Here is a 19,910-nt window from a genome sequence, read left to right as displayed (position 1 = left end):
CTGCCGGTTGGTCCGGCTCACCGAGTGCCACCAGCGGGGCGATCGCGGCGTGGAGTCGCCGAGTCGCCCGACCGGCCGGTAACCGCCGTCTGTGCCCGGTGTCGGCCGCTGCGGGGCCCTCCCAGGCCAGGGCCGAGACGTCGCGTCGGTGACCCGGAGTAATCGTCCGATGTCGGCCCCGGCCTCTGCGGCGAGCGCCCCGCGGTCCCGTCGGCAGTCCCTGCCGGGGGGTCGCCCAATTCGGACCGGTGGTCGATCTCGCCTACACTCGGTGGCGTGCCTCGTGGTGATGGACGACTCAACCACGACCTGCTCCCCGGAGAGAAAGGCCCCCAGGACGCTTGCGGCGTCTTCGGTGTCTGGGCTCCCGGCGAAGAGGTCGCCAAGCTCACCTATTTCGGACTGTATGCCCTGCAGCACCGTGGACAGGAGTCCGCGGGCATCGCAGTGAGCAACGGGTCCCAGATCCTGGTCTTCAAAGACATGGGACTGGTCTCGCAGGTCTTCGACGAAACGTCTCTGGGATCGCTCCAGGGCCATATCGCGGTCGGTCATGCCCGTTACTCCACCACCGGTGCCTCGGTGTGGGAGAACGCGCAGCCGACGTTCCGTGCCACCGCGCACGGCTCGATCGCCCTGGGTCACAACGGCAACCTGGTCAATACGGCCCAGCTCGCCGAGATGGTCGCCGACCTTCCGCGCAAGGACGGCCGTGCCACCCAGGTCGCAGCGACCAACGACACCGACCTGGTGACCGCGCTGCTCGCCGGTCAGAGAGATGCCGAGGACAAGCCGCTCACCGTCGAGGAGGCCGCCGTCAAGGTGCTCCCCGAGGTCAAGGGCGCCTTCTCGCTCGTCTTCATGGACGAGCACACCCTCTACGCCGCCCGTGACCCGCAGGGCATCCGCCCCCTGGTCCTCGGCCGGCTCGAGCGTGGCTGGGTGGTGGCCTCCGAGTCCGCCGCCCTCGACATCTGCGGTGCCAGCTTCGTCCGCGAGATCGAGGCGGGTGAGCTCGTCGCCATCGACGAGAACGGCCTCCGCAGCACCCGCTTCGCAGAAGCGAAGCCCAAGGGCTGTGTCTTCGAGTACGTCTATCTGGCCCGCCCCGACACCGACATCGCCGGGCGGAACGTCTACCTCTCCCGGGTCGAGATGGGCCGGAAGCTGGCGGCCGAGGCCCCCGCCGAGGCCGATCTGGTCATAGCGACGCCGGAATCGGGTACCCCCGCGGCCATCGGCTACGCCGAGGCGAGCGGAATTCCGTTCGGTGCCGGACTGGTCAAGAACGCCTACGTCGGCCGAACCTTCATCCAGCCTTCACAGACCATCCGCCAGCTGGGCATCCGTCTCAAGCTCAATCCGCTGAAGGAAGTCATCAAGGGCAAGCGCCTGGTGGTCGTCGACGACTCGATCGTCCGCGGCAACACCCAGCGTGCCCTGGTCAGGATGCTGCGCGAGGCGGGCGCCGCCGAGATCCACATCCGGATCTCCTCCCCGCCCGTGAAGTGGCCCTGCTTCTTCGGCATCGACTTCGCGACGCGGGCCGAGCTGATCGCCAACGGCATGTCCGTCGACGAGATCGCCACCTCCATGGGTGCCGACTCCCTCGCGTACATCTCGCTGGACGCGATGGTAGAGGCGACGACGATCGCCAAGCCGAATCTGTGCCGCGCCTGCTTCGACGGCGAATACCCGATGGAGCTCCCCGACCCGGAGCTGCTCGGTAAGCAGCTGCTGGAGACCGAGCTGGCGGCCGGCCCCGCCGCGACCGCGGCGGCCGACGCGCTGCGTCGTCCGTGACCCGGACCGACCGGCTGCCTCCCCACCAGCCCCGTATTCCCACACGAAAGATCCCGGGCCATGTCTGAGACAACAGGTGCTTCCTACGCTGCGGCGGGCGTCGACATCGAAGCCGGTGACCGCGCCGTCGAGCTGATGAAGGAGTGGGTGAAGAAGACGCAGCGCCCCGAGGTCGTGGGCCTCGGCGGCCTCGGCGGTTTCGCCGGCCTCTTCGACGCCTCGGCGCTCAAGCGTTACGAGCGCCCGCTGCTCGCCTCCGCCACCGACGGCGTCGGCACGAAGGTCGATCTGGCCCGGCAGATGGGTGTGTACGACACCATCGGTCACGACCTCGTCGGCATGGTCGTCGACGACCTGGTCGTCTGCGGCGCGGAGCCGCTCTTCATGACCGACTACATCTGTGTCGGCAAGGTGCATCCCGAGCGTGTCGCGGCCATCGTGAAGGGCATCGCCGAAGGCTGTGTCCTGGCGGGCTGCGCCTTGGTCGGCGGAGAGACGGCCGAGCACCCGGGTCTGCTGGGCCCCGACGACTTCGATGTCGCGGGTGCCGGTACGGGTGTGGTCGAGGCCGACCGGCTGCTGGGTCCGGATCGCATCCGTAAGGGTGACGCCGTGATCGCGATGGCGTCGTCCGGTCTTCACTCGAACGGGTACTCGCTCGTCCGCCACGTGGTCTTCGACCGGGCCGGCTGGACCCTGGACCGCCAGGTTGAGGAGTTCGGCAGGACGCTCGGCGAGGAGCTCCTGGAACCCACCAGGATCTACTCCCTGGACTGCCTGGCGCTGACCCGCACGACCGAGGTGCACGGCTTCAGCCACGTCACCGGTGGTGGCCTGGCCAACAACCTGGCCCGGGTGATCCCGGCCGGGCTGCACGCCACGGTCGACCGCTCCACCTGGACGCCGGGCGCCGTTTTCGACCTGGTCGGCACGGCCGGGAAGGTCGAGCAGCTGGAGCTGGAGAAAACGCTCAACATGGGTGTCGGCATGATCGCGATCGTCCCGGCGGACTCGGTCGACGCGGCCCTGACGACGCTGGCCGACCGGGGTGTCGACTCCTGGGTCGCCGGCGAGATCACTGAGCGCGGTGACCACGCCACGGGTGCCGAGCTGACCGGCGGCTACGCACGCTAGTACCGTGGCAGGCAGCGACATCGCCTGCCACGGCGCACGACGACGCCTCGCCCGTCGGTCCGGCACCCCCGGAGCGCCGACGGGCGGCGTCGCCCGCCGACCGCTCGCGGGAGTGACCGCATCCGTCCGTACCGCTACAGCACAGAACCCGGTCCGGGCAGGCCCGGACCGGGTTGATGTGTCAGCGCGAGGTCAAGCGCCGCGGCGCTTTGACGACGGACCGGACTGGCCGTCCTCGTCCGCGTCCTCGTCGTCGTTGTACAGATCCGCGTACTGTGCGTACGGGTCATCTTCCTCGTCGTCGTCCTCGAACGGCTCTGCGTTCGGTGGTTGACTCGAAGGCGATGCGCCCAGCTCATTGGCCAGACGCGATAGGTCAGTCCCGCCGCTGCTGTACTTCAGCTGGCGGGCGACCTTGGTCTGCTTGGCCTTTGCCCGGCCGCGCCCCATGGCTCGACCCCCTCGGTGACGGGGCTCGACGGCCCCAGAGTCTTGACACGCGTTCATGTTTCGGGACGGACTCTCAGCGGAGAGACCGCGCCCGTGGCTTTAACGGTACCTGCTTCCTCGGCCATACGGTACGCCGCCCGCATCACGCGCCTCCGTGCAGGACCGCAGAGGAGCCCGTCCTCGCTGGTCAACCCCGATATTAACCTCTTCGGGGCGGTCGACCCGCCGACCGGAGTGAGTCTTGTCTCCCTGTGGCACGTCGGCGGCTCCCGGGTGCGGGAAGGTCCCCCGCCACCGGATGTTCCTGACAGGCCGGTGACGGAGGGGCGACGTCGGAGCAGCGCGTCAGCGACGGCGGGCGTCCGCCATCCGCTGTTCGGCGATCCGGTCGGCCGCCGCGGCCGGCGGAATCCCGTCAGCCTTCGCACGTGCGAATATGGCCAGCGTGGTGTCGAAGATCTTCGTGGCTTTCGCCTTGCACCGGTCGAAGTCGAAACCATGGAGCTCGTCGGCGACCTGGATCACGCCACCGGCGTTCACCACATAGTCCGGTGCATACAGCACCGATCGGTCGGCAAGGTCCTTCTCGACGCCCGTGTGGGCGAGCTGGTTGTTGGCCGCGCCGCACACCACCTTGGCGGTGAGTACGGGGACACTCTCGTCGTCCAGCGCACCGCCCAGCGCGCACGGGGCGTAGATGTCCAGCCCTTCGGTGCGGATCAGCGCGTCCGTGTCCGAGGCCACGGAGACCTCGGGGTGCGGCTCGGTGATCCGGCGTACGGATTCCTCGCGCACATCCGTCACGACGACTTCGGCGCCGTCGCTCAGCAGGTGCTCGACCAGGTGGCGGCCGACCTTTCCGACGCCCGCGACACCGACCTTGCGGCCGCGCAGCGTGGGGTCACCCCACAAGTGCTGCGCGGAGGCGCGCATGCCCTGGAAGACGCCGAACGCGGTGAGTACGGAGGAGTCGCCCGCGCCGCCGTTCTCGGGGGAGCGGCCGGTGGTCCAGCGGCACTCCCGGGCGACGACGTCCATGTCGGCGACGTACGTGCCGACATCACAGGCGGTCACATAACGTCCGCCGAGCGAGGCCACGAACCGGCCGTAGGCCAGCAGCAGTTCTTCGGACTTGATCAGGTCGGGATCGCCGATGATGACGGCCTTGCCGCCGCCGTGGTCGAGGCCGGCCATGGCGTTCTTGTACGACATGCCGCGCGAGAGATTCAGCGCGTCCGTGACGGCCTCCTCCTCGGAGGCGTACGGATAGAAGCGCGTCCCGCCGAGGGCCGGGCCCAGGGCGGTGGAGTGGAGGGCGATCACGGCCTTGAGGCCGCTGGCACGGTCCTGGCAGATCACGACTTGCTCGTGGCCCCCCTGATCCGAGTGGAAAAGGGTGTGCAGGACGCCGTTGGTCACATCGGTCACTGTGGTGACTCCCAAGTACGAAGCGGCGGGGGCCCCTCCTGAAGGTGGGGAGGGTCTCGGACCGGCCGGTACCGGCCGGTCCGACTGGGCAAGAGCGTATGTCCTCGTGGCACGTAGATCTGTTCTCCTGACCGGGATCACCCCCCTGTGGAGTACCGGCGTGACACGATTCGCCGCATGTCGGTGGTGTCTTCGGTGCTCGTCCCTTACGCGTCCTACCTGCGGGTGTACGAACCGCTCGCCGCTTTCCGTGAGCCCGAACGGGACCACTGGACGCGTTACGCGCAGCGTTCCGGCCTCCCCACGGCCCAGGACGAACTGCGGCGCTCACTGGCGGGCTTGGTCTCCACCCCTCCGGTTGCGGTGCCGGTGCACGAGAGCGGGGACGCCTTCGTCGCGGTGGTCGACGGGGTGGTCTGCGTCTGCCCGTGGCGGACGCGGCTGCGGGGCTGGCTGGCCTTGGGCGAACTGGGGGGTCTCTTTTCGGCCACTGTGCTGGACGCGGTGCTGCCCCCGGTGGTGCGGGGGCAGGCGGCGGCGGACCACGAGCGGTGGGCCGAGCGTAATCCGGACGCCCGCCCCTGGATCCGGACCACGGTGTGGCATGTGCCGGTGCGGTGGTTCGTCCTGTTCGACGACGAGGAGCGGGAGTACGTGACCGCCGGTGCGGACGGCGCCGCCGGGGGCCGGCTGCTGCGATACCGGACCCCGATGGTGCAGGCGCGGCGCAGGCTGGCGAGGGCGCTGCGGACGTTGCGGGAGACCGTCGACGAAGGCCCGCTGACCGAGGGGCTCGTGGAGGTGGGGCGCTGGCTGGAGGAGTTCCACCCGCGCGCCATGGTCGAGCTGGACTACGGCGGCCTGGTCCACGCGCTCAGCGGCGAGCAGCTCGCCGCGGACCGGTCGGCGGCGGATGTGGCCGAGGGCATCGCGGCGCTGCGCGCCGGGGACAGCGATGCGGCGGGTGTCGCGTACGGGCGTCTCGCCGACCGCTGGCGGGCGGTGCGTGACCTACAATCGTCCAATTAGCCCGAAGCGGTGTGAAGTGGAACGCAACGTCGCATAGAGGCGCTATCCGTAGGGAAGAGACATCCTGTGAGGTGTCCGACATCTGCGGGCACCGAGGGAGCCGGCGGAGGTGAACGGAGATGCCCTGAGGGAAATTGACGGGCCGTGAATACCCGTTGAGTGTGACGCGCGTGACAGGCGGGGCGGGAAGCCGCTCGCGAGACCGGGACCTACGCCCCGAACCGGGCCTTTGCCTCAAGCGTGATGGATAGCACTATCGGGGCCCTTGCGCCCTTACCTACTCCTCATGCCAAAATAGGACAAGGAGTCCGGGGAGGGCTCTGTTCGCCCAACTATGGGCGGAATGCTGTGCATTGCACGCTATGGGGGGTCTGACGACTTCTGGCGATTCCTGGTTACCCTGTGACTGATCGTTACTGGGGCGTGACTGTCCGCTATGGCATGGTCCATCGGCTTCCGTCGCTGATGGGCGCCTGGGAGGGCAATTCCATCGGTTTGGCCGACGTGGCTGGACGGATGGTGTAGTTGTAGTGCCGAAGACAAGCCGTTCGTCCTATAACCGACTCGGCCTGCGTCCGCCATTTCGGGCAACGTGGGTCAAGGTGCAGAATTTAGAGGAAAGAACCGAGATGGTTCGGTTCTCCCGAGGAGGCCGCTCATGACCGCTCGCACCCCTGATGCCGAGCCGCTGCTGACCCCGGCTGAGGTTGCCACGATGTTCCGCGTGGACCCGAAGACGGTCACCCGTTGGGCGAAGGCTGGCAAGCTCACGTCCATCCGCACGCTCGGTGGGCATCGCCGGTATCGCGAGGCAGAGGTCCGCGCACTGCTTGCGGGTATTCCGCAGCAGCGTAGCGAGGCCTGACACACCCCTGTCGCCGCAGCCACAACAGGGCGCTGAAGGGTCCCCCGACCCCCGGTGTCCCCGCTCATAGCTCCACACGACGGGTGCCCGCCCCAACGGGTGCCATGCCTGTGACTTACCGGTACGTCGTTCGATCGCGCTGGACTCCGCCGGGTCCAGCGCGATCTTTTTTGTGCCCGGAGGCCTGCGCCGGGAGGCCTGTGTCCGGAGGTGTTCGAGGCGCTCGACGGTCCGAGTGGCGCCCGAACCTGCCGACGGGTCGGTTTGTGGGGAGGTCGCGTGCGACCCCGGGCGGACCTGTTCGGGCCTGTTCGCCCGGGTCCCTGGCGTCGTGGGACAGCTCGTGCGGAACGGTCCGGGATGTACTTACACGGCAGTGCAATTGCACATATTAAATTGGCCACTTGTAGGAAGTGAGTAAAATCCCTCCTGCGGCAAACGGGGTGGGTGACTCCCGTCACACCTGTGCGGTCTCCCGCTGTGAGCCTGCCACTCTTCGGCGGTCTTGGCTGCGGTAGATGGTCAGGTCGCGGGCGGGCTTTCGCTCCCTGGGGGATCCCGGGGCTGGTCCGCGAGGCGGTCCGCGCCGCCCTCGTCGTCCGCGGCCCTCCGGAGCGTGCCGGCGGCGGCCTCCGGGGTCGGTGGCGGCTCGGTCCCGCTGCCGGCCTCCTGGGGTGCGTACGGCGCCTGTGGGGCCGTCAGGGGCTCCATGGCGAGCCGTAGTAGGCGGTAGCAGATCGGACAGTGCCGGGTGAGGTGGCGGTAGCCGGAGGCGGCCGCCAGGTGGGCGCGCAGTAGCGCGCGGGTCTCGTGCCTTTGCGTGGACGCGGACATGCGCACGGCCTCCAGGTGGACCCGGCCGCCCCGCGTCGAGGGGAACAAGGGCGGACTCCGTCCTACGGAGTTACTCGCGGTGGGAGCCGGCGTCAAGACGCACGGAAGCCCGGATCCAGAGGATCCGGGCTTCCGTTTACTGCGGTCCTGACGGGATTTGAACCCGCGGCCTCCACCTTGACAGGGTGGCGAGCACTCCAAACTGCTCCACAGGACCAGGTTTTCGCTGCCGTTCTTTCGTTCGGCTGCGAAGACAGACTGTACAGGAGGTCCGCGGGCCAGGTCGAACTCACCCACAGTGGTGGAGCTGTCACGTCTCCGGAGCGGGCCGGATCACGGCGCCGCCGCGTCGATCGCCTTCACGATCCGCTTGTCCGAGACGGGCTGTGCGGTGCCCAGCGCGTGTGCGAAGTAGCTCACGCGCAGCTCCTCGATCATCCAGCGAATGTCCAGTACGTCCTGGGGCACAGGCCGCCCCCGCGGCAGCTGTTCGAGCAGCCAGGCGTACTCGTCCTGCATCTCGAGGACCTTCTCCATGCGTGTGGTGTCGCGCTGGACGTTCGTCGGCATCTGCTGCAGTCGGCGGTCCTCGGCGACCAGGTAGCGCATCAGGTCGGGCAGTCTCCGCAGCCCGGTCGCGGTGACGAACCCGGGTGGCATCAGGCGGGCCAGGTGGTCGCGTACGTCCGTGACGTTGTTGATCAGGACCAGGCTCTTCGTCGACTTCAGCCTGCGCTCGCAGGCCTGCCAGGCGGCCAGGATCTGCTGAACCTGGCCGATCGTGCGGACGGTGAGGTCCACGAGGTCGGCGCGCACCTTGTCGTACAGCTTCCGGAAGGACGTCTCGTCCCAGGCCGGGCCGCCGTGCGCGGCGATCAGACGGTCGGCCGCCGCTGTCGCGCAGTCGTCGAACAGTGCCTGGACGGAGCCGTGCGGATTGCGGGACAGTGCCAGCTTCTGCTGGTTGGTGAGCTTGTCCGAGGCGAACTTCGCCGGGTTCACCGGGATGTTCAGCAGGATCAGCTTCCGGGTGCCCCGCCACATCGCCTGCTGCTGCTCGGCCTCCGTGTCGAAGAGCCGTACGGCCACGCTTTCGCCCTGGTCGACGAGTGCCGGGTAGGCCTTGACCGGCTGACCCGCGCGACGGGTCTCGAAGACGCGGTTCAGGGTGCCGATCGTCCAGTCGGTGAGCCCCGAACGCTCGATGGACTCTCCCGAGGGCCCCGCGGTGGCGGCGGCGGCCTTGGAGAGGGCCTGGCGGGCCTTGGGCCGCAGCTGGATCTTCAGCGCTTCCAGGTCCTTGTCCTCGGCGACCCTGCGGCGCCGTTCGTCGGTGATCCGGAAGGTGATCTTCAAGTGGTCCGGGATACGTGACAGGTCGAAGTCGTCCGCCGTGACGGGGACGCCGACCATCCGCTGGAGCTCACGGGCGAGCGTGAGCGGGAGGGGCTCCTGCAGGGGGACCGCGCGGTCCAGGAACTTCGTCGCGTAGTCCGGGGCGGGGACGTAATGCCGGCGGATCGGCTTGGGCAGCGAGCGGATGAGCTCGGTGACCACCCCTTCGCGAAGCCCCGGGATCTGCCAGTCGAAGCCCTCGGAGGTGACCTGGTTGAGCACCTGGAGCGGGATGTGGACGGTCACACCGTCGGCGTCCGCGCCGGGCTCGAACTGGTAGGTCACCCGGAATTTGAGCTTCCCCTGCCGCCAGGAGTCCGGGTAGTCGTCCTTGGTGACGGCCCCGGCCTTCTCATTGATGAGCATCGAGCGTTCGAAGTCGAGCGCGTCCGGCTCGTCACGCCGCTTGTGCTTCCACCAGGAGTCGAAGTGCGCCCCCGAGACGACGTGCTCCGGGATCCGCTGATCGTAGAAATCGAAGAGCGTCTCGTCGTCCACGAGGATGTCGCGCCGCCGGGCGCGGTGCTCCAACTCCTCGACCTCGCCCAGCAGTTTGCGATTGTCATGGAAGAACTGGTGGTGCGTGCGCCAGTCCCCCTCGACCAGGGCGTTGCGGATGAACAGATCGCGCGACGCCTCCTGGTCGATACGGCCGAAATTGATCTTGCGCTGGGCGACGATCGGTACCCCGTAGAGCGTGACCCTCTCGTACGCCATCACCGCGGCCTGGTCCTTCTCCCAGTGCGGCTCGCTGTACGTGTGCTTCAGCAGGTGCTGGGCGAGCGGCTCGATCCACTCCGGCTCGACCTTCGCGTTGACCCGTGCCCACAGCCGTGACGTCTCGACCAACTCGGCCGACATCACGAAACGCGGCTGCTTCTTGAACAGCGCGGATCCGGGGAAGATCGCGAACTTGGCGCTGCGGGCACCCACGTACTCGTTCTTCTCGGTGTCCTTCAGCCCGATGTGCGACAGCAGGCCGGCCAGCAGCGAGGTGTGCACCGACTGCTCCGGCGCGTCCTGTTCACTGAGCTCGATGCCCATCTGCTTCGCGACCGTGCGCAGCTGGGCGTAGATGTCCTGCCACTCACGGATCCGCAGGAAGTTCAGATACTCCTGCTTGCACATCCGGCGGAAGCTCGAGGAGCCGCGCTCCTTCTGCTGCTCCCGGATGTAGCGCCACAGGTTGAGGAACGCCAGGAAGTCGGACGTCTCGTCCTTGAAGCGGGCGTGGTGCTGATCGGCCTGGGTCTGCTTCTCCGAGGGCCGCTCGCGCGGGTCCTGGATGGAGAGCGCCGCCGCGATGACCATGACCTCGCGGGCGCAGCCGTTCTTCTCGGCCTCGATGACCATGCGGGCCAGGCGCGGGTCGACGGGCAGCTGGGAGAGCTTGCGGCCCAGCGGGGTGAGGCGCTTCTTGGGATCCTTCTCCGCCGGGTCGAGTGCCCCGAGTTCCTGGAGCAGCTGGACGCCGTCGCGGATGTTGCGGTGGTCCGGCGGGTCGATGAAGGGGAACTTCTCGATGTCGCCGAGGCCGGCGGCGGTCATCTGGAGGATGACGGAGGCCAGGTTGGTCCGCAGGATCTCCGGATCGGTGAACTCCGGACGGGTCAGGAAGTCGTCCTCGGAGTACAGCCGGATACAGATGCCGTCCGACGTACGGCCGCAGCGGCCCTTGCGCTGGTTGGCACTGGCCTGTGAGATCCGCTCGATCGGCAGCCGCTGGACCTTGGTCCGGTGGCTGTAGCGCGAGATACGGGCGTTGCCCGGGTCGATCACGTACTTGATGCCGGGGACGGTCAGCGAGGTCTCGGCGACGTTCGTGGCGAGGACGATGCGGCGTCCGGTGTGGCGCTGGAACACGCGGTGCTGCTCGGCGTGCGAGAGGCGCGCGTAGAGGGGGAGCACCTCGGTGTGTCTGAGGTTGCGTTTGTTCAGGGCGTCCGCCGTGTCGCGGATCTCCCGCTCCCCGGAGAGGAAGACCAGGACGTCGCCCGGGGCTTCGTGGTCCAGCTCGTCGACGGCGTCGCAGATCGCGGTGATCTGGTCGCGGTCGGAGTCGTCGCTCTCTTCCTCGAGCAGCGGCCGGTAGCGCACCTCGACCGGATACGTACGACCGCTGACCTCCACGATCGGAGCCTCGCCGAAGTGCTTGGCGAAGCGCTCCGGGTCGATGGTCGCCGAGGTGATGACGACCTTCAGGTCGGGGCGCTTGGGCAGCAGCCGGGCCAGATAGCCCAGCAGGAAGTCGATGTTCAGCGACCGCTCGTGGGCCTCGTCGATGATGATCGTGTCGTAGGCGAGGAGCTCACGGTCCGTCTGGATCTCGGCCAGCAGGATGCCGTCCGTCATCAGCTTCACGAAGGTCGCGTCCGGATTCACCTGGTCGGTGAAGCGCACCTTCCAGCCGACGGCCTCGCCGAGCGGGGTCGTCAGCTCGTCCGCGATGCGTTCGGCGACCGTGCGGGCCGCGATCCGGCGGGGCTGGGTGTGCCCGATCATGCCCCGGACGCCACGCCCCAGCTCCATGCAGATCTTGGGGATCTGCGTGGTCTTGCCCGAGCCGGTCTCACCCGCGACGATCACGACCTGGTGGTCGCGTATCGCCTCCAGGATCTCGTCCTTCTTCTGGCTGACCGGAAGCTGTTCCGGGTACGACAGGGCGGGCATCCGCGCGGCGCGTCCTGCGAGCCGCTCGGCTGCCTTCCCGGCTTCGGCCGAGATCTCGTCCACCACGGACTGACGAGCCTCGGGCTTACGGATGCGGCGGGCACCCTCGAGACGGCGGCCGAGCCGGTGCGCGTCGCGGAGCGAGAGCTGCCCGAGCTGGGACTGGAGATCGGCGAAGGAAGTAGACATACGGACCCCAGGATCTCACCCGGGCGCGATGAGTGGCGAACGTATTTCGTCCGGGCCGTGTCACACGGCTCCGGAATGGCGTGCCGTGGCGCCGAGGCCGAGCGGGAGGGCGGACTCACAGCACGTACCATTCCGGGCAACTGATCATCCGTTTCCCGCGCGAGGCCCCACGCCCGCGCACCGCACTCCCCGCTCACACCCCCCCGCACGGAGCGCCGCATGCCCACGCCCACCCGCCCCTCGCCCTCCGCGGAGAAGCCGTCCTCCGCGAGGAAGCCGTTGCTCTTCGGCCTCGTCGTCGTCCTCGCCGCCGGGCTGCTCGGCTTCGTCTCCTACCGGGCGACCGCCCCGGACGCGTCCGCCACCGACACCCCGGCCGCCGCCACGACCGCAGGACCGGACTCCGACGTCTACCGGCAGCTGGCGGAACTCGCCCGGCGCGACGCAGGCGACAAGCTGGCACAGGGCCGCACCGACGCCCCCGTCGTCCTCATCGAGTACGCCGACTTCAAGTGCGGCTACTGCGGGAAGTTCGCCCGGGACACCGAACCGGAACTGATCAAGAAGTACGTCGACGACGGCACGCTGCGGATCGAGTGGCGCAACTTCCCCATCTTCGGCAAGGAATCCGAGGCCGCCGCCCGCGCCTCCTGGGCGGCCGGGCAGCAGGACCGCTTCTGGGCCTTCCACCGCGCCGCCTATGCCGAGGACGCCAAGGAGAAGGGCTTCGGCAAGGACCGTCTCAGGGACCTCGCCCGGCAGGCCGGCGTCAAGGACCTCGACCGTTTCGTACGCGACACGGACAGCCCGGCGGCCGCGGAAGCTGTCGGCAAGGACCAGGAGCAGGCGTACGGCATCGGTGCCACGTCCACCCCGTCCTTCCTCGTCAACGGCCGCCCGCTGGCCGGGGCCCAGCCCATGGCCGTGTTCACCGAGGCCATCGAGGCCGCGGCGGCCGAGGAAGCGAACGTCGGAAGCGCCGGGGACCCCGCGAAGTGACCCCGGACCTCGGCTACTTCGCCGCCCTGCTCGGCGGGCTGCTCGCCCTCGTCAGCCCGTGCAGTGCCCTGCTGCTCCCGGCCTTCTTCGCGTACTCCGTCGACTCCGCCTCGCGACTGCTGGCGCGTACCGGCATCTTCTACGCCGGTCTCGCCACCACGCTCGTGCCGCTCGGCGCCGCCGGCTCGTACGCCGGACGGCTCTTCTACGGGCACCGGGACGCTCTCGTCCTCGGCGCGGGCTGGCTGATCATCGGGCTCGGCCTCGCCCAGATCGTCGGGCTGGGCTTCGCCTCCCGGCGGATCGCCGCCCTCAGTGGCCGGATCCGGCCCACGACGGTCCTCTCCGTCTACGCCCTGGGCACGGTCTACGGGCTGGCGGGCTTCTGTGCGGGCCCGATCCTCGGCAGTGTCCTCACGGTGGCGGCCGTCAGCGGCAGCCCCGTCTACGGCGGACTGCTGCTCGCCGTCTACGCGCTGGGCATGGCCGTCCCGCTGTTCGTGCTCGCCCTGCTCTGGGAACGCTTCGACCTCGGCCGCCGGGCCTGGCTGCGCGGCAGGCCGCTGCGTGCCGGGCGCTTCGAACTGCACAGCACCTCGCTGCTCTCCGGCCTCTTCTTCATCGGACTCGGGGTGCTCTTCCTCGTGTACGACGGGACGACCGCGCTGCCCGGACTCCTGGACGTGGACGACTCGTTCGCCGTGGAGCAGTGGGCCCAGCGCCTCGGTGAGCGGGTGCCGGACGCCTTGGCGCTGGGGGCCGTGGCGGCGGTGGGGCTGCTGTTCCTCGGGCTGCAGGTGTGGCGGCGGCGCACCGGGCGGAAGGAAGAGGAAGCGGCCTGACTACGGTGGCCTGGCAACGACGAAGGCCCCGTCCATCGGACGGGGCCTTCGGGTGGTGGCTGGGGCCGGGATCGAACCGGCGACCTATCGCTTTTCAGGCGATCGCTCGTACCAACTGAGCTACCCAGCCACGCAGCTCGTACGGGCTGCAGCGGTCCTGACGGGATTTGAACCCGCGGCCTCCACCTTGACAGGGTGGCGAGCACTCCAAACTGCTCCACAGGACCTAGCTAATGTGCGAGACAAGTCTCGCACACTGTAAAGCGTGCCCCCAACGGGATTCGAACCCGTGCTACCGCCTTGAAAGGGCGGCGTCCTGGGCCACTAGACGATGAGGGCTAAGGGCCCACCTGCGCGCTTTCCAGCGCGTCGGGGACGTGAGAAGCATATGTGATGGCAGGAGGTATCGCCAAAACGGTTTGGACCGACCGGCACATGGGGGGCGGCGTCGCGGGGCTGGGCGCGCATTCCGGTCTCAGGGCGAGGTCGTGGAGGGGGTCGTGGAGGGGGACGGACTCTTCAGGTTTTCCTCCGGAAGGTGGCGGCTGACCTCGGCCGTCGTCAGGCCGAGACCGCCGAGGGTGATCTCGTCCCAGGCCTGCAGATGCCGGGTGGACCGGTCCAGGTAGAGCACCGAGGCGCGCACCTTCTCCGGCTTTTCGTTCTGTACGGCGCGCAGGCCGCCGCCGCCCGTGGAGCCCTCGACCTTCAGCCGCGTACCCAGCGGCAGCAGTTCGTTCACCCGGTGGTGCACATGACCGGCCAGGACCAGCGGAACCGTGCCGTCCGTCTCCCGGGCCGCGTTCGGGTCGTGGGCCACCGCGATGTCCACGGGGGTTCCGGTCCGGTGCTGGGCGCGCAGTGCCGCGGCCAGGCGCTTGCCCGCGAGCTGCTCGGCGGCCTTGCCGCCCGTGGGGCGGACACGGTCCGGGGTGAACTGCGGGTCACCGGTGCCCGCGATCCGCAGCCCGGCCACATCTACCGCGCCGCCCTCGTCCAGGACGTAGGCGTTCCTGGTCTTCTTCAGATAGGCCTGGGTCTCCTCGGAGTCGTGGTTGCCCCGCACCCAGACGTACGGCGCGCCGAGGTGGCGGACGGGGTCCAGGAAGCTGTTCTCCGCGGCCGTGCCGTGGTCCATCGTGTCGCCGGAGTCGATGATCACGTCGATCTCGTACTGCTCGACGAGCGAGCCGATGATGTGCCAGGCGGCGGGGTTGAGGTGGATGTCGGACACATGCAGTGCCCGGATGGTCGCCGGGTCCGGCTGGTACACGGGGAGGGTGGACGTGGCGTCGTACAGCTTGGTGACGTTGGTGACGAGCCGGGCCAGCTCCTGCTGGTAGACGTCGAATTCGGTGACGATCGAGCGGGCGTCACCGACGACCGAGGGGGCGCTGGAGAGCAGCCCGGAGAATTTCGGCTCCAGGACGGACTTCGGGTTCCAGGTGGCGTACGCGCTGACGCCCGACGCGGCCAGCAGCGCCAGGGCGAGGCCGCCGGCGGCCAGTGCGCGGCGTGGGCGGCGGTAGACGACCAGGCCGAGGGCCGTCGCTCCGGAGACCACGGCCACACAGGAGCGGACCGCCAGCTCCCGGGTGCCGGAGGCGACGTCGCCGGCGACCTCGTCCTGGAGGCCGGAGAGTCGTTCGGGGTGCTTGACCAGGGCCTGCGAGCGCTGCGGGTCCAGCTGGTCCACGTCCACGTCCAGGCGGACCGGGGCGCGGTGGGAGTCCAGCTCCAGAGCGCCGAGCGGAGACACGTTGATCTTGGTACCGCCGCTCACCGAGGGCCGCAGGGTCATGGTGGTGTCCATGGGCCCCACCGGCGTACGCACGCTGCCGACAACCAGCAGCCCGAGCCAGGCGCCCAGCACGACCACGGCCAGCAGACCGAACGCGCGCATCCAGGGGTGAGCGGCGGGGACGAGCTCGCCGGCGGGGGTGGTGGCGCGCGAGCGGGAGCGGCGGACACGGGCGGCTGCGGCGTGGAACGGGCGTGCCATTGGACGCGTATGCCCCGATCGGGCAGCAGACATGCGGGCGGGCGGGGAGGTGTGGGCCGGGCGGGTGTCCGCAGGGGCGAGCGGCCCGCCCGTTCCGGCGGGACGTACGTGACAATGGCGGGGTGCTGGAGATGACACGCGAGGAGTTCGAAGAGCTGGTGAGCCTGGCTCTTGACCGGGTCCCGCCGGAGCTGATGCGGCTGATGGACAACGTCGCGGTGTTCGTGGAGGAGGAGCCGGAGGACCCGGAGGACCGGGAGCTGCTCGGACTCTACGAGGGCACGCCGCTCACCGAGCGCGGTGAGTGGTACGCGGGCGTCCTGCCGGACCGGATCACGATCTACCGGGGGCCGACGCTGCGGATGTGCGAGACCCGCGAGGACGTGGTCGCCGAGACCGAGATCACCGTGGTCCACGAGATCGCCCACCACTTCGGCATCGACGACGAGCGTCTCCACGAGCTGGGGTACGGGTGAGCACCCAGGACCCGCCGCCGAGCCGGCCCGAGATCGACCCGGACGTCGATCTCTCCGTACCGGCGCAGCGCGCCGAGATCGCGGGGGCCGGCAGGTGGCGGGTCCTGGGGGCGATCGCGGCGGGCGGCGCGCTGGGGGCCTCGGCCCGCTACGCGGCCTCGCTGGCGTGGCCCGCCGCCGAGGGGGCGTTCCCCTGGGCGGTCTTCGCCGTCAATGTGACGGGCTGCGCCCTGATCGGCGTCCTGATGGTGCTGGTGGCGGAACGGCGCACGGTCACGCACCCGCTGGCGCGGCCGTTCCTGGGGGTCGGGGTGCTCGGCGGGTTCACCACCTTCTCGACGTACGCCGCCGATGTGTCGGAGCTGCTGGCCCGTCAGGAGGCGGTGACGGCCGTGGCGTACATGGCGGCGACGGCCGTGGCCGCGATCGGCGCGGTGTGGGGGGCGGCCGTGCTCACCCGGGCGCTGGTGGACGGGCGGGGGCGGGCGGTGTGAACTGGCTGCTGGTCGTCCTCGGGGGTGCGGTCGGGGCGCCGCTGCGCTACCTGACGGACCGTGCGGTGCAGGCGCGCCACGGTGCCGGTCTGCCGTACGTGTTTCCTTGGGGGACCTTCACCGTCAACGCGGCGGGCAGCCTGCTGCTCGGGGTGCTCACGGGAGCCATGGTGTCCACACCGGTGTACGCCCTGCTGGGCACGGGCCTGTGCGGGGCGCTGACGACGTACTCGACGTTCTCGTACGAGACGGTGCGACTGGCCGAGACGGGCCGCGGCTTCCTGGCGGGGGCCAACGTGCTGGCGTCCCTGCTGGTGGGCCTCGGGGCGGTGTTCCTGGGGGTGGAGCTGGCGGGGGGCTTCACGGGCTCCGGGGGGTGACCCGGGCGACCGGCGCGTGTGGGGGAGTTGTGTCCGGGCGTGTCCCCTGTGGGGGCAGGGGAGTTGGACACATCGCTTTCCCGTCCCGCTGTTCCTCTCCTCCACGGAGGTGCCACCCCGTGCGCCAGTTGTCCTCCCGCGTCCGCTGGGCAGCCGTCACCGCGCTGACGATCGCCGCGTCCACAGGCTGTGTGAGCGTCGGCGACGACGACGCCGGGAAGCCGGCCCCTTCCCGCTCCGCCGACCCGAAGGGTGCGTCGGAGCGGCCGGACGGCGGCACCGTGTCCGGCACCGGCCGGACCAACTCCGTTGGCGGCCGTGCCGAGCCGCAGTCCGACCGTGGCGCCGCACACAAGCCGGACGCCGAGGCCTCGGGCCGCGCCCCCTCGGCCGGCCGCGAGGACGCCCGCCCGGCGCCCGGTGGCCCCGGCATCCCGGAACCGACCCAGGGCGGGCCCCTGCCGACCCCGGAGCCCAGCCCCCCGGCGCCGTCTGAGCCACCGCCTCCGCCGGTCACTCCCGAGGAGCCGCCGCCCTCGCCGGAGCCGGAGTCCCCGCCGCCTCCGGAGCAGCCCTCGGCCTCTCCGGCCGCGCAGTTCCGCACGGACACGACGGGGCAGCCGGAGCGGGTCGAGATGTGGCCCACTCCGCAGGCATCACCGCAGGTCGCACCGGTGTGAGCCGGGCCGGTTTGCACGAATGGGGGGAGGGTGCGTATGGTAGTAGATCGTTTGATCCTATGCCCGGCGCCGACACAGAAGAGCGCCGTGTGGCGCGTACTCTCCCTTGCCGTGGCTGGACCGCATTGAGGCGGTCGAAATTGCGAAAACACGGAGTTACGGGCGCGTGCCGAGACTCCGGAAGGTTTCGCATTTCGCATGTCAATTTCCTCTGATAACACCGTCATGTCCGAGAACGTCGTCGAGAGCATCGAGGTCGTCGAGGCAGCCGAGGCCGTGGTGGCCCAGGCCCCCGAGACAGCCGCCGAGACCCCCGCCGCGGACACCGCCGCTTCGGAGATCCCCGCTTCGGAGATCCCCGCCGAGGACGCCTCCGAAGAGGATGCCGAGCCGAGCGTCACGTTCGCCTCGCTCGGACTGCCCGAGGGCATCGTCCGCAAGCTCGCGCAGAACGGCGTGACGGCGCCCTTCCCGATCCAGGCCGCGACCATCCCGGACGCCCTGGCCGGCAAGGACATCCTGGGCCGCGGCCGTACCGGCTCCGGCAAGACGCTCTCCTTCGGTCTGCCGACCCTGGCCACGCTGGCCGGCGGTCACACCGAGAAGAAGAAGCCCCGCGCGATCATCCTCACGCCGACCCGTGAGCTCGCGATGCAGGTCGCGGACGCGCTGCAGCCCTACGGCGACGTGCTCGGCCTGAAGATGAAGGTCGTCTGCGGCGGTACGTCGATGGGCAACCAGATCTACGCGCTGGAGCGCGGTGTCGACGTCCTCGTCGCCACCCCCGGCCGACTGCGCGACATCATCAACCGTGGCGCCTGCTCCCTGGAGAACGTCCAGGTCGCGGTCCTCGACGAGGCCGACCAGATGTCGGACCTGGGCTTCCTGCCCGAGGTCACCGAGCTGCTCGACCAGATCCCCGGTGGCGGCCAGCGCATGCTCTTCTCCGCCACGATGGAGAACGAGATCGGCACGCTGGTCAAGCGTTACCTGAGCAACCCGGTCACCCACGAGGTGGACAGCGCCCAGGGCAACGTCTCGACCATGTCGCACCACGTCCTCGTCGTGAAGCCGAAGGACAAGGCGCCGGTCACGGCCGCGATCGCCGCCCGCAAGGGCCGCACGATCATCTTCGTCCGCACCCAGCTGGGCGCCGACCGCATCGCCGAGCAGCTCATCGAGTCCGGCGTGAAGGCCGACGCGCTGCACGGCGGCATGACTCAGGGCGCTCGTACCCGCGTCCTCGAGGACTTCAAGAAGGGCCTCGTCAACGCCCTCGTCGCCACCGACGTCGCCGCCCGCGGCATCCACGTCGACGGCATCGACCTGGTCCTCAACGTGGACCCGGCCGGCGACCACAAGGACTACCTGCACCGCTCGGGCCGTACCGCCCGTGCCGGCAAGTCCGGCGTCGTCGTCTCGCTGGCGCTTCCGCACCAGCGTCGTCAGATCTTCCGCCTGATGGAGGACGCGGGCGTCGACGCCTCGCGTCACATCGTGCAGGGCGCGGGCGTCTTCGAGCCCGAGGTCGCCGAGATCACCGGCGCCCGTTCGCTGACCGAGGTCCAGGCCGACTCCGCGAACAACGCGGCCAAGCAGGCCGAGCGCGAGGCCGCCGACCTCACCAAGCAGCTGGAGCGCATCCAGCGCCGCGCGGTCGAGCTGCGCGAGGAGGCCGACCGCCTGGTCGCCCGTGCCGCCCGCGAGCGGGGCGACGACCCGGAGGCGGCGGTGGCCGAGGTCGCCGCCGAGGCCGAGGCCGCGCTGGTGGCCGCCGCGTCCGTGCCGGAGCAGCCGGCCGCGCGCGACGACCGTCGTGACGACCGGGGCAACTACGGCCGTCGTGACGACCGTGGCGGCGACCGCCGCGACGACCGTGGTGGATACCGCGGCGGCAACGACCGCGTCGGCGAGCGCAGTGGCCGTCCCTCCGGTGGGAGCGGCTACCGCGGCAGCAACGACCGTCCGTCGTTCCGCGGCAGCAGCGACCGTCCGTCCGGCGGCTTCCGCTCCGGTGGCGGTGACCGTCGGGACGACCGTGGTGGCCGTTCGTTCGAGCGTCGTGACAACGACCGCCCGGCGTTCAACCGCGACCGTCGTGACGAGCGTCCGTCCGGTGGTTCGTCCGGTGGTTCGTCCGGTGGCTTCCGCTCCGGTGGCGGTGACCGTCGGGACGACCGTGGTGGCCGTTCGTTCGAGCGTCGTGACAACGACCGCCCGGCGTTCAACCGCGACCGTCG

At 69.8% G+C, this 19,910-nt stretch carries 16 protein-coding genes and 4 tRNA genes; 11 read left to right on the top strand and 9 right to left on the bottom strand.

What is annotated here, in order from left to right:
- The first annotated feature begins 276 nt into the window (after window positions 1-276).
- Both purF and purM read left to right on the top strand, forming a co-directional pair.
- Window positions 277-1,803, top strand: coding sequence for an amidophosphoribosyltransferase (gene purF, locus ACWD04_RS25705; protein WP_451135709.1), 1,527 nt, complete (start codon window positions 277-279; stop codon window positions 1,801-1,803).
- 60 nt (window positions 1,804-1,863) lie between these two features.
- The gene (gene purM, locus ACWD04_RS25700) at window positions 1,864-2,937 is read left to right on the top strand and encodes a phosphoribosylformylglycinamidine cyclo-ligase (protein ID WP_451135707.1); all 1,074 of its coding nucleotides are present in this window, start codon (window positions 1,864-1,866) and stop codon (window positions 2,935-2,937) included.
- A 192-nt stretch (window positions 2,938-3,129) separates the two neighbouring features.
- Here the strand turns inward: purM and ACWD04_RS25695 are convergent, their stop codons facing one another.
- Complete coding sequence (locus tag ACWD04_RS25695; RefSeq protein WP_451135705.1) at window positions 3,130-3,387, bottom strand: DUF3073 domain-containing protein; 258 nt, start codon at window positions 3,385-3,387, stop codon at window positions 3,130-3,132.
- Between the two features lie 345 nt (window positions 3,388-3,732).
- Window positions 3,733-4,815: a Leu/Phe/Val dehydrogenase gene (locus tag ACWD04_RS25690; protein ID WP_451135703.1), complete on the bottom strand. Its 1,083-nt coding sequence runs from the start codon at window positions 4,813-4,815 to the stop codon at window positions 3,733-3,735.
- A 177-nt stretch (window positions 4,816-4,992) separates the two neighbouring features.
- Here ACWD04_RS25690 and ACWD04_RS25685 point away from each other — a divergent pair, with 177 nt between their 5' ends.
- Both ACWD04_RS25685 and bldC read left to right on the top strand, forming a co-directional pair.
- Window positions 4,993-5,844 (top strand): hypothetical protein, encoded by an 852-nt coding sequence (locus ACWD04_RS25685; RefSeq protein WP_451135701.1) that lies wholly within the window; start codon window positions 4,993-4,995, stop codon window positions 5,842-5,844.
- Between the two features lie 658 nt (window positions 5,845-6,502).
- Entirely contained in the window at window positions 6,503-6,709 is a 207-nt protein-coding gene (bldC, locus tag ACWD04_RS25680) for a developmental transcriptional regulator BldC (protein ID WP_003949541.1), read from the top strand.
- A gap of 522 nt (window positions 6,710-7,231) precedes the next feature.
- Here bldC and ACWD04_RS25675 read toward each other — a convergent pair.
- The 3 genes from ACWD04_RS25675 to hrpA all read right to left on the bottom strand — a co-directional run bounded on the left by ACWD04_RS25675 (window position 7,232) and on the right by hrpA (window position 11,797).
- Complete coding sequence (locus tag ACWD04_RS25675) at window positions 7,232-7,591, bottom strand: DUF6274 family protein (protein WP_451135699.1); 360 nt, start codon at window positions 7,589-7,591, stop codon at window positions 7,232-7,234.
- A gap of 94 nt (window positions 7,592-7,685) precedes the next feature.
- A tRNA-Asp gene (locus ACWD04_RS25670) sits at window positions 7,686-7,760 on the bottom strand.
- Between the two features lie 116 nt (window positions 7,761-7,876).
- On the bottom strand, window positions 7,877-11,797 hold the full coding sequence (gene hrpA, locus ACWD04_RS25665; protein WP_451135697.1) for an ATP-dependent RNA helicase HrpA: 3,921 nt from the start codon (window positions 11,795-11,797) through the stop codon (window positions 7,877-7,879).
- A 219-nt stretch (window positions 11,798-12,016) separates the two neighbouring features.
- Between hrpA and ACWD04_RS25660 the strand changes: the two genes are divergently transcribed.
- Both ACWD04_RS25660 and ACWD04_RS25655 read left to right on the top strand, forming a co-directional pair.
- Window positions 12,017-12,796, top strand: coding sequence for a DsbA family protein (locus ACWD04_RS25660; RefSeq protein ID WP_451135695.1), 780 nt, complete (start codon window positions 12,017-12,019; stop codon window positions 12,794-12,796).
- Window positions 12,793-13,638, top strand: coding sequence for a cytochrome c biogenesis CcdA family protein (locus tag ACWD04_RS25655; protein ID WP_451135693.1), 846 nt, complete (start codon window positions 12,793-12,795; stop codon window positions 13,636-13,638). The genes ACWD04_RS25660 and ACWD04_RS25655 overlap by 4 nt, the downstream gene beginning before the upstream one ends.
- A 53-nt stretch (window positions 13,639-13,691) precedes the next feature.
- On the opposite strand, the gene ACWD04_RS25650 is transcribed toward ACWD04_RS25655, so the two are convergent.
- The 4 genes from ACWD04_RS25650 to ACWD04_RS25635 form a co-directional block, all read right to left on the bottom strand.
- Window positions 13,692-13,768: transfer RNA gene (locus tag ACWD04_RS25650), tRNA-Phe, on the bottom strand.
- Between the two features lie 22 nt (window positions 13,769-13,790).
- Window positions 13,791-13,865, bottom strand: a tRNA-Asp gene (locus ACWD04_RS25645).
- A 39-nt stretch (window positions 13,866-13,904) separates the two neighbouring features.
- Window positions 13,905-13,977: transfer RNA gene (locus ACWD04_RS25640), tRNA-Glu, on the bottom strand.
- 136 nt (window positions 13,978-14,113) lie between these two features.
- Window positions 14,114-15,640 (bottom strand): metallophosphoesterase family protein, encoded by a 1,527-nt coding sequence (locus tag ACWD04_RS25635; protein ID WP_451135691.1) that lies wholly within the window; start codon window positions 15,638-15,640, stop codon window positions 14,114-14,116.
- A 122-nt stretch (window positions 15,641-15,762) separates the two neighbouring features.
- On the opposite strand from ACWD04_RS25635, the gene ACWD04_RS25630 reads away from it, so the two are divergent.
- The 5 genes from ACWD04_RS25630 to ACWD04_RS25610 form a co-directional block, all read left to right on the top strand.
- Complete coding sequence (locus tag ACWD04_RS25630) at window positions 15,763-16,116, top strand: metallopeptidase family protein (RefSeq protein WP_015578045.1); 354 nt, start codon at window positions 15,763-15,765, stop codon at window positions 16,114-16,116.
- Window positions 16,113-16,610: a FluC/FEX family fluoride channel gene (locus tag ACWD04_RS25625; RefSeq protein WP_451135688.1), complete on the top strand. Its 498-nt coding sequence runs from the start codon at window positions 16,113-16,115 to the stop codon at window positions 16,608-16,610. Before ACWD04_RS25630 ends, ACWD04_RS25625 begins: the two co-directional genes overlap by 4 nt.
- A complete protein-coding gene (locus ACWD04_RS25620; RefSeq protein ID WP_451135686.1) occupies window positions 16,607-16,990 on the top strand; it encodes a fluoride efflux transporter FluC in 384 nt (127 codons plus the stop codon). The genes ACWD04_RS25625 and ACWD04_RS25620 overlap by 4 nt, the downstream gene beginning before the upstream one ends.
- A 119-nt stretch (window positions 16,991-17,109) precedes the next feature.
- On the top strand, window positions 17,110-17,670 hold the full coding sequence (locus ACWD04_RS25615; RefSeq protein ID WP_451135684.1) for a hypothetical protein: 561 nt from the start codon (window positions 17,110-17,112) through the stop codon (window positions 17,668-17,670).
- A 225-nt stretch (window positions 17,671-17,895) separates the two neighbouring features.
- A partial coding sequence (locus tag ACWD04_RS25610; protein ID WP_451135682.1) for a DEAD/DEAH box helicase occupies window positions 17,896-19,910 on the top strand: 2,015 nt, incomplete at its 3' end.

This window comes from Streptomyces sp. NPDC002911 (genome assembly GCF_053591835.1).
The sequence above is the reverse complement of the archived record's forward strand: the minus strand, read 5'-3'. Positions and strand labels throughout refer to the sequence as shown.

Excerpts from the sequence above, each read along its gene's own strand:
- purM (WP_451135707.1), top strand. The coding sequence starts at position 1,864 with ATGTCTGAGACAACAGGTGCTTCCTACGCTGCGGCGGGCGTCGACATC.
- ACWD04_RS25695 (WP_451135705.1), bottom strand. The coding sequence starts at position 3,387 with ATGGGGCGCGGCCGGGCAAAGGCCAAGCAGACCAAGGTCGCCCGCCAG.
- ACWD04_RS25685 (WP_451135701.1), top strand. The coding sequence starts at position 4,993 with ATGTCGGTGGTGTCTTCGGTGCTCGTCCCTTACGCGTCCTACCTGCGG.
- bldC (WP_003949541.1), top strand. The coding sequence starts at position 6,503 with ATGACCGCTCGCACCCCTGATGCCGAGCCGCTGCTGACCCCGGCTGAG.
- hrpA (WP_451135697.1), bottom strand. The coding sequence starts at position 11,797 with ATGTCTACTTCCTTCGCCGATCTCCAGTCCCAGCTCGGGCAGCTCTCG.
- ACWD04_RS25660 (WP_451135695.1), top strand. The coding sequence starts at position 12,017 with ATGCCCACGCCCACCCGCCCCTCGCCCTCCGCGGAGAAGCCGTCCTCC.
- ACWD04_RS25635 (WP_451135691.1), bottom strand. The coding sequence starts at position 15,640 with ATGGCACGCCCGTTCCACGCCGCAGCCGCCCGTGTCCGCCGCTCCCGC.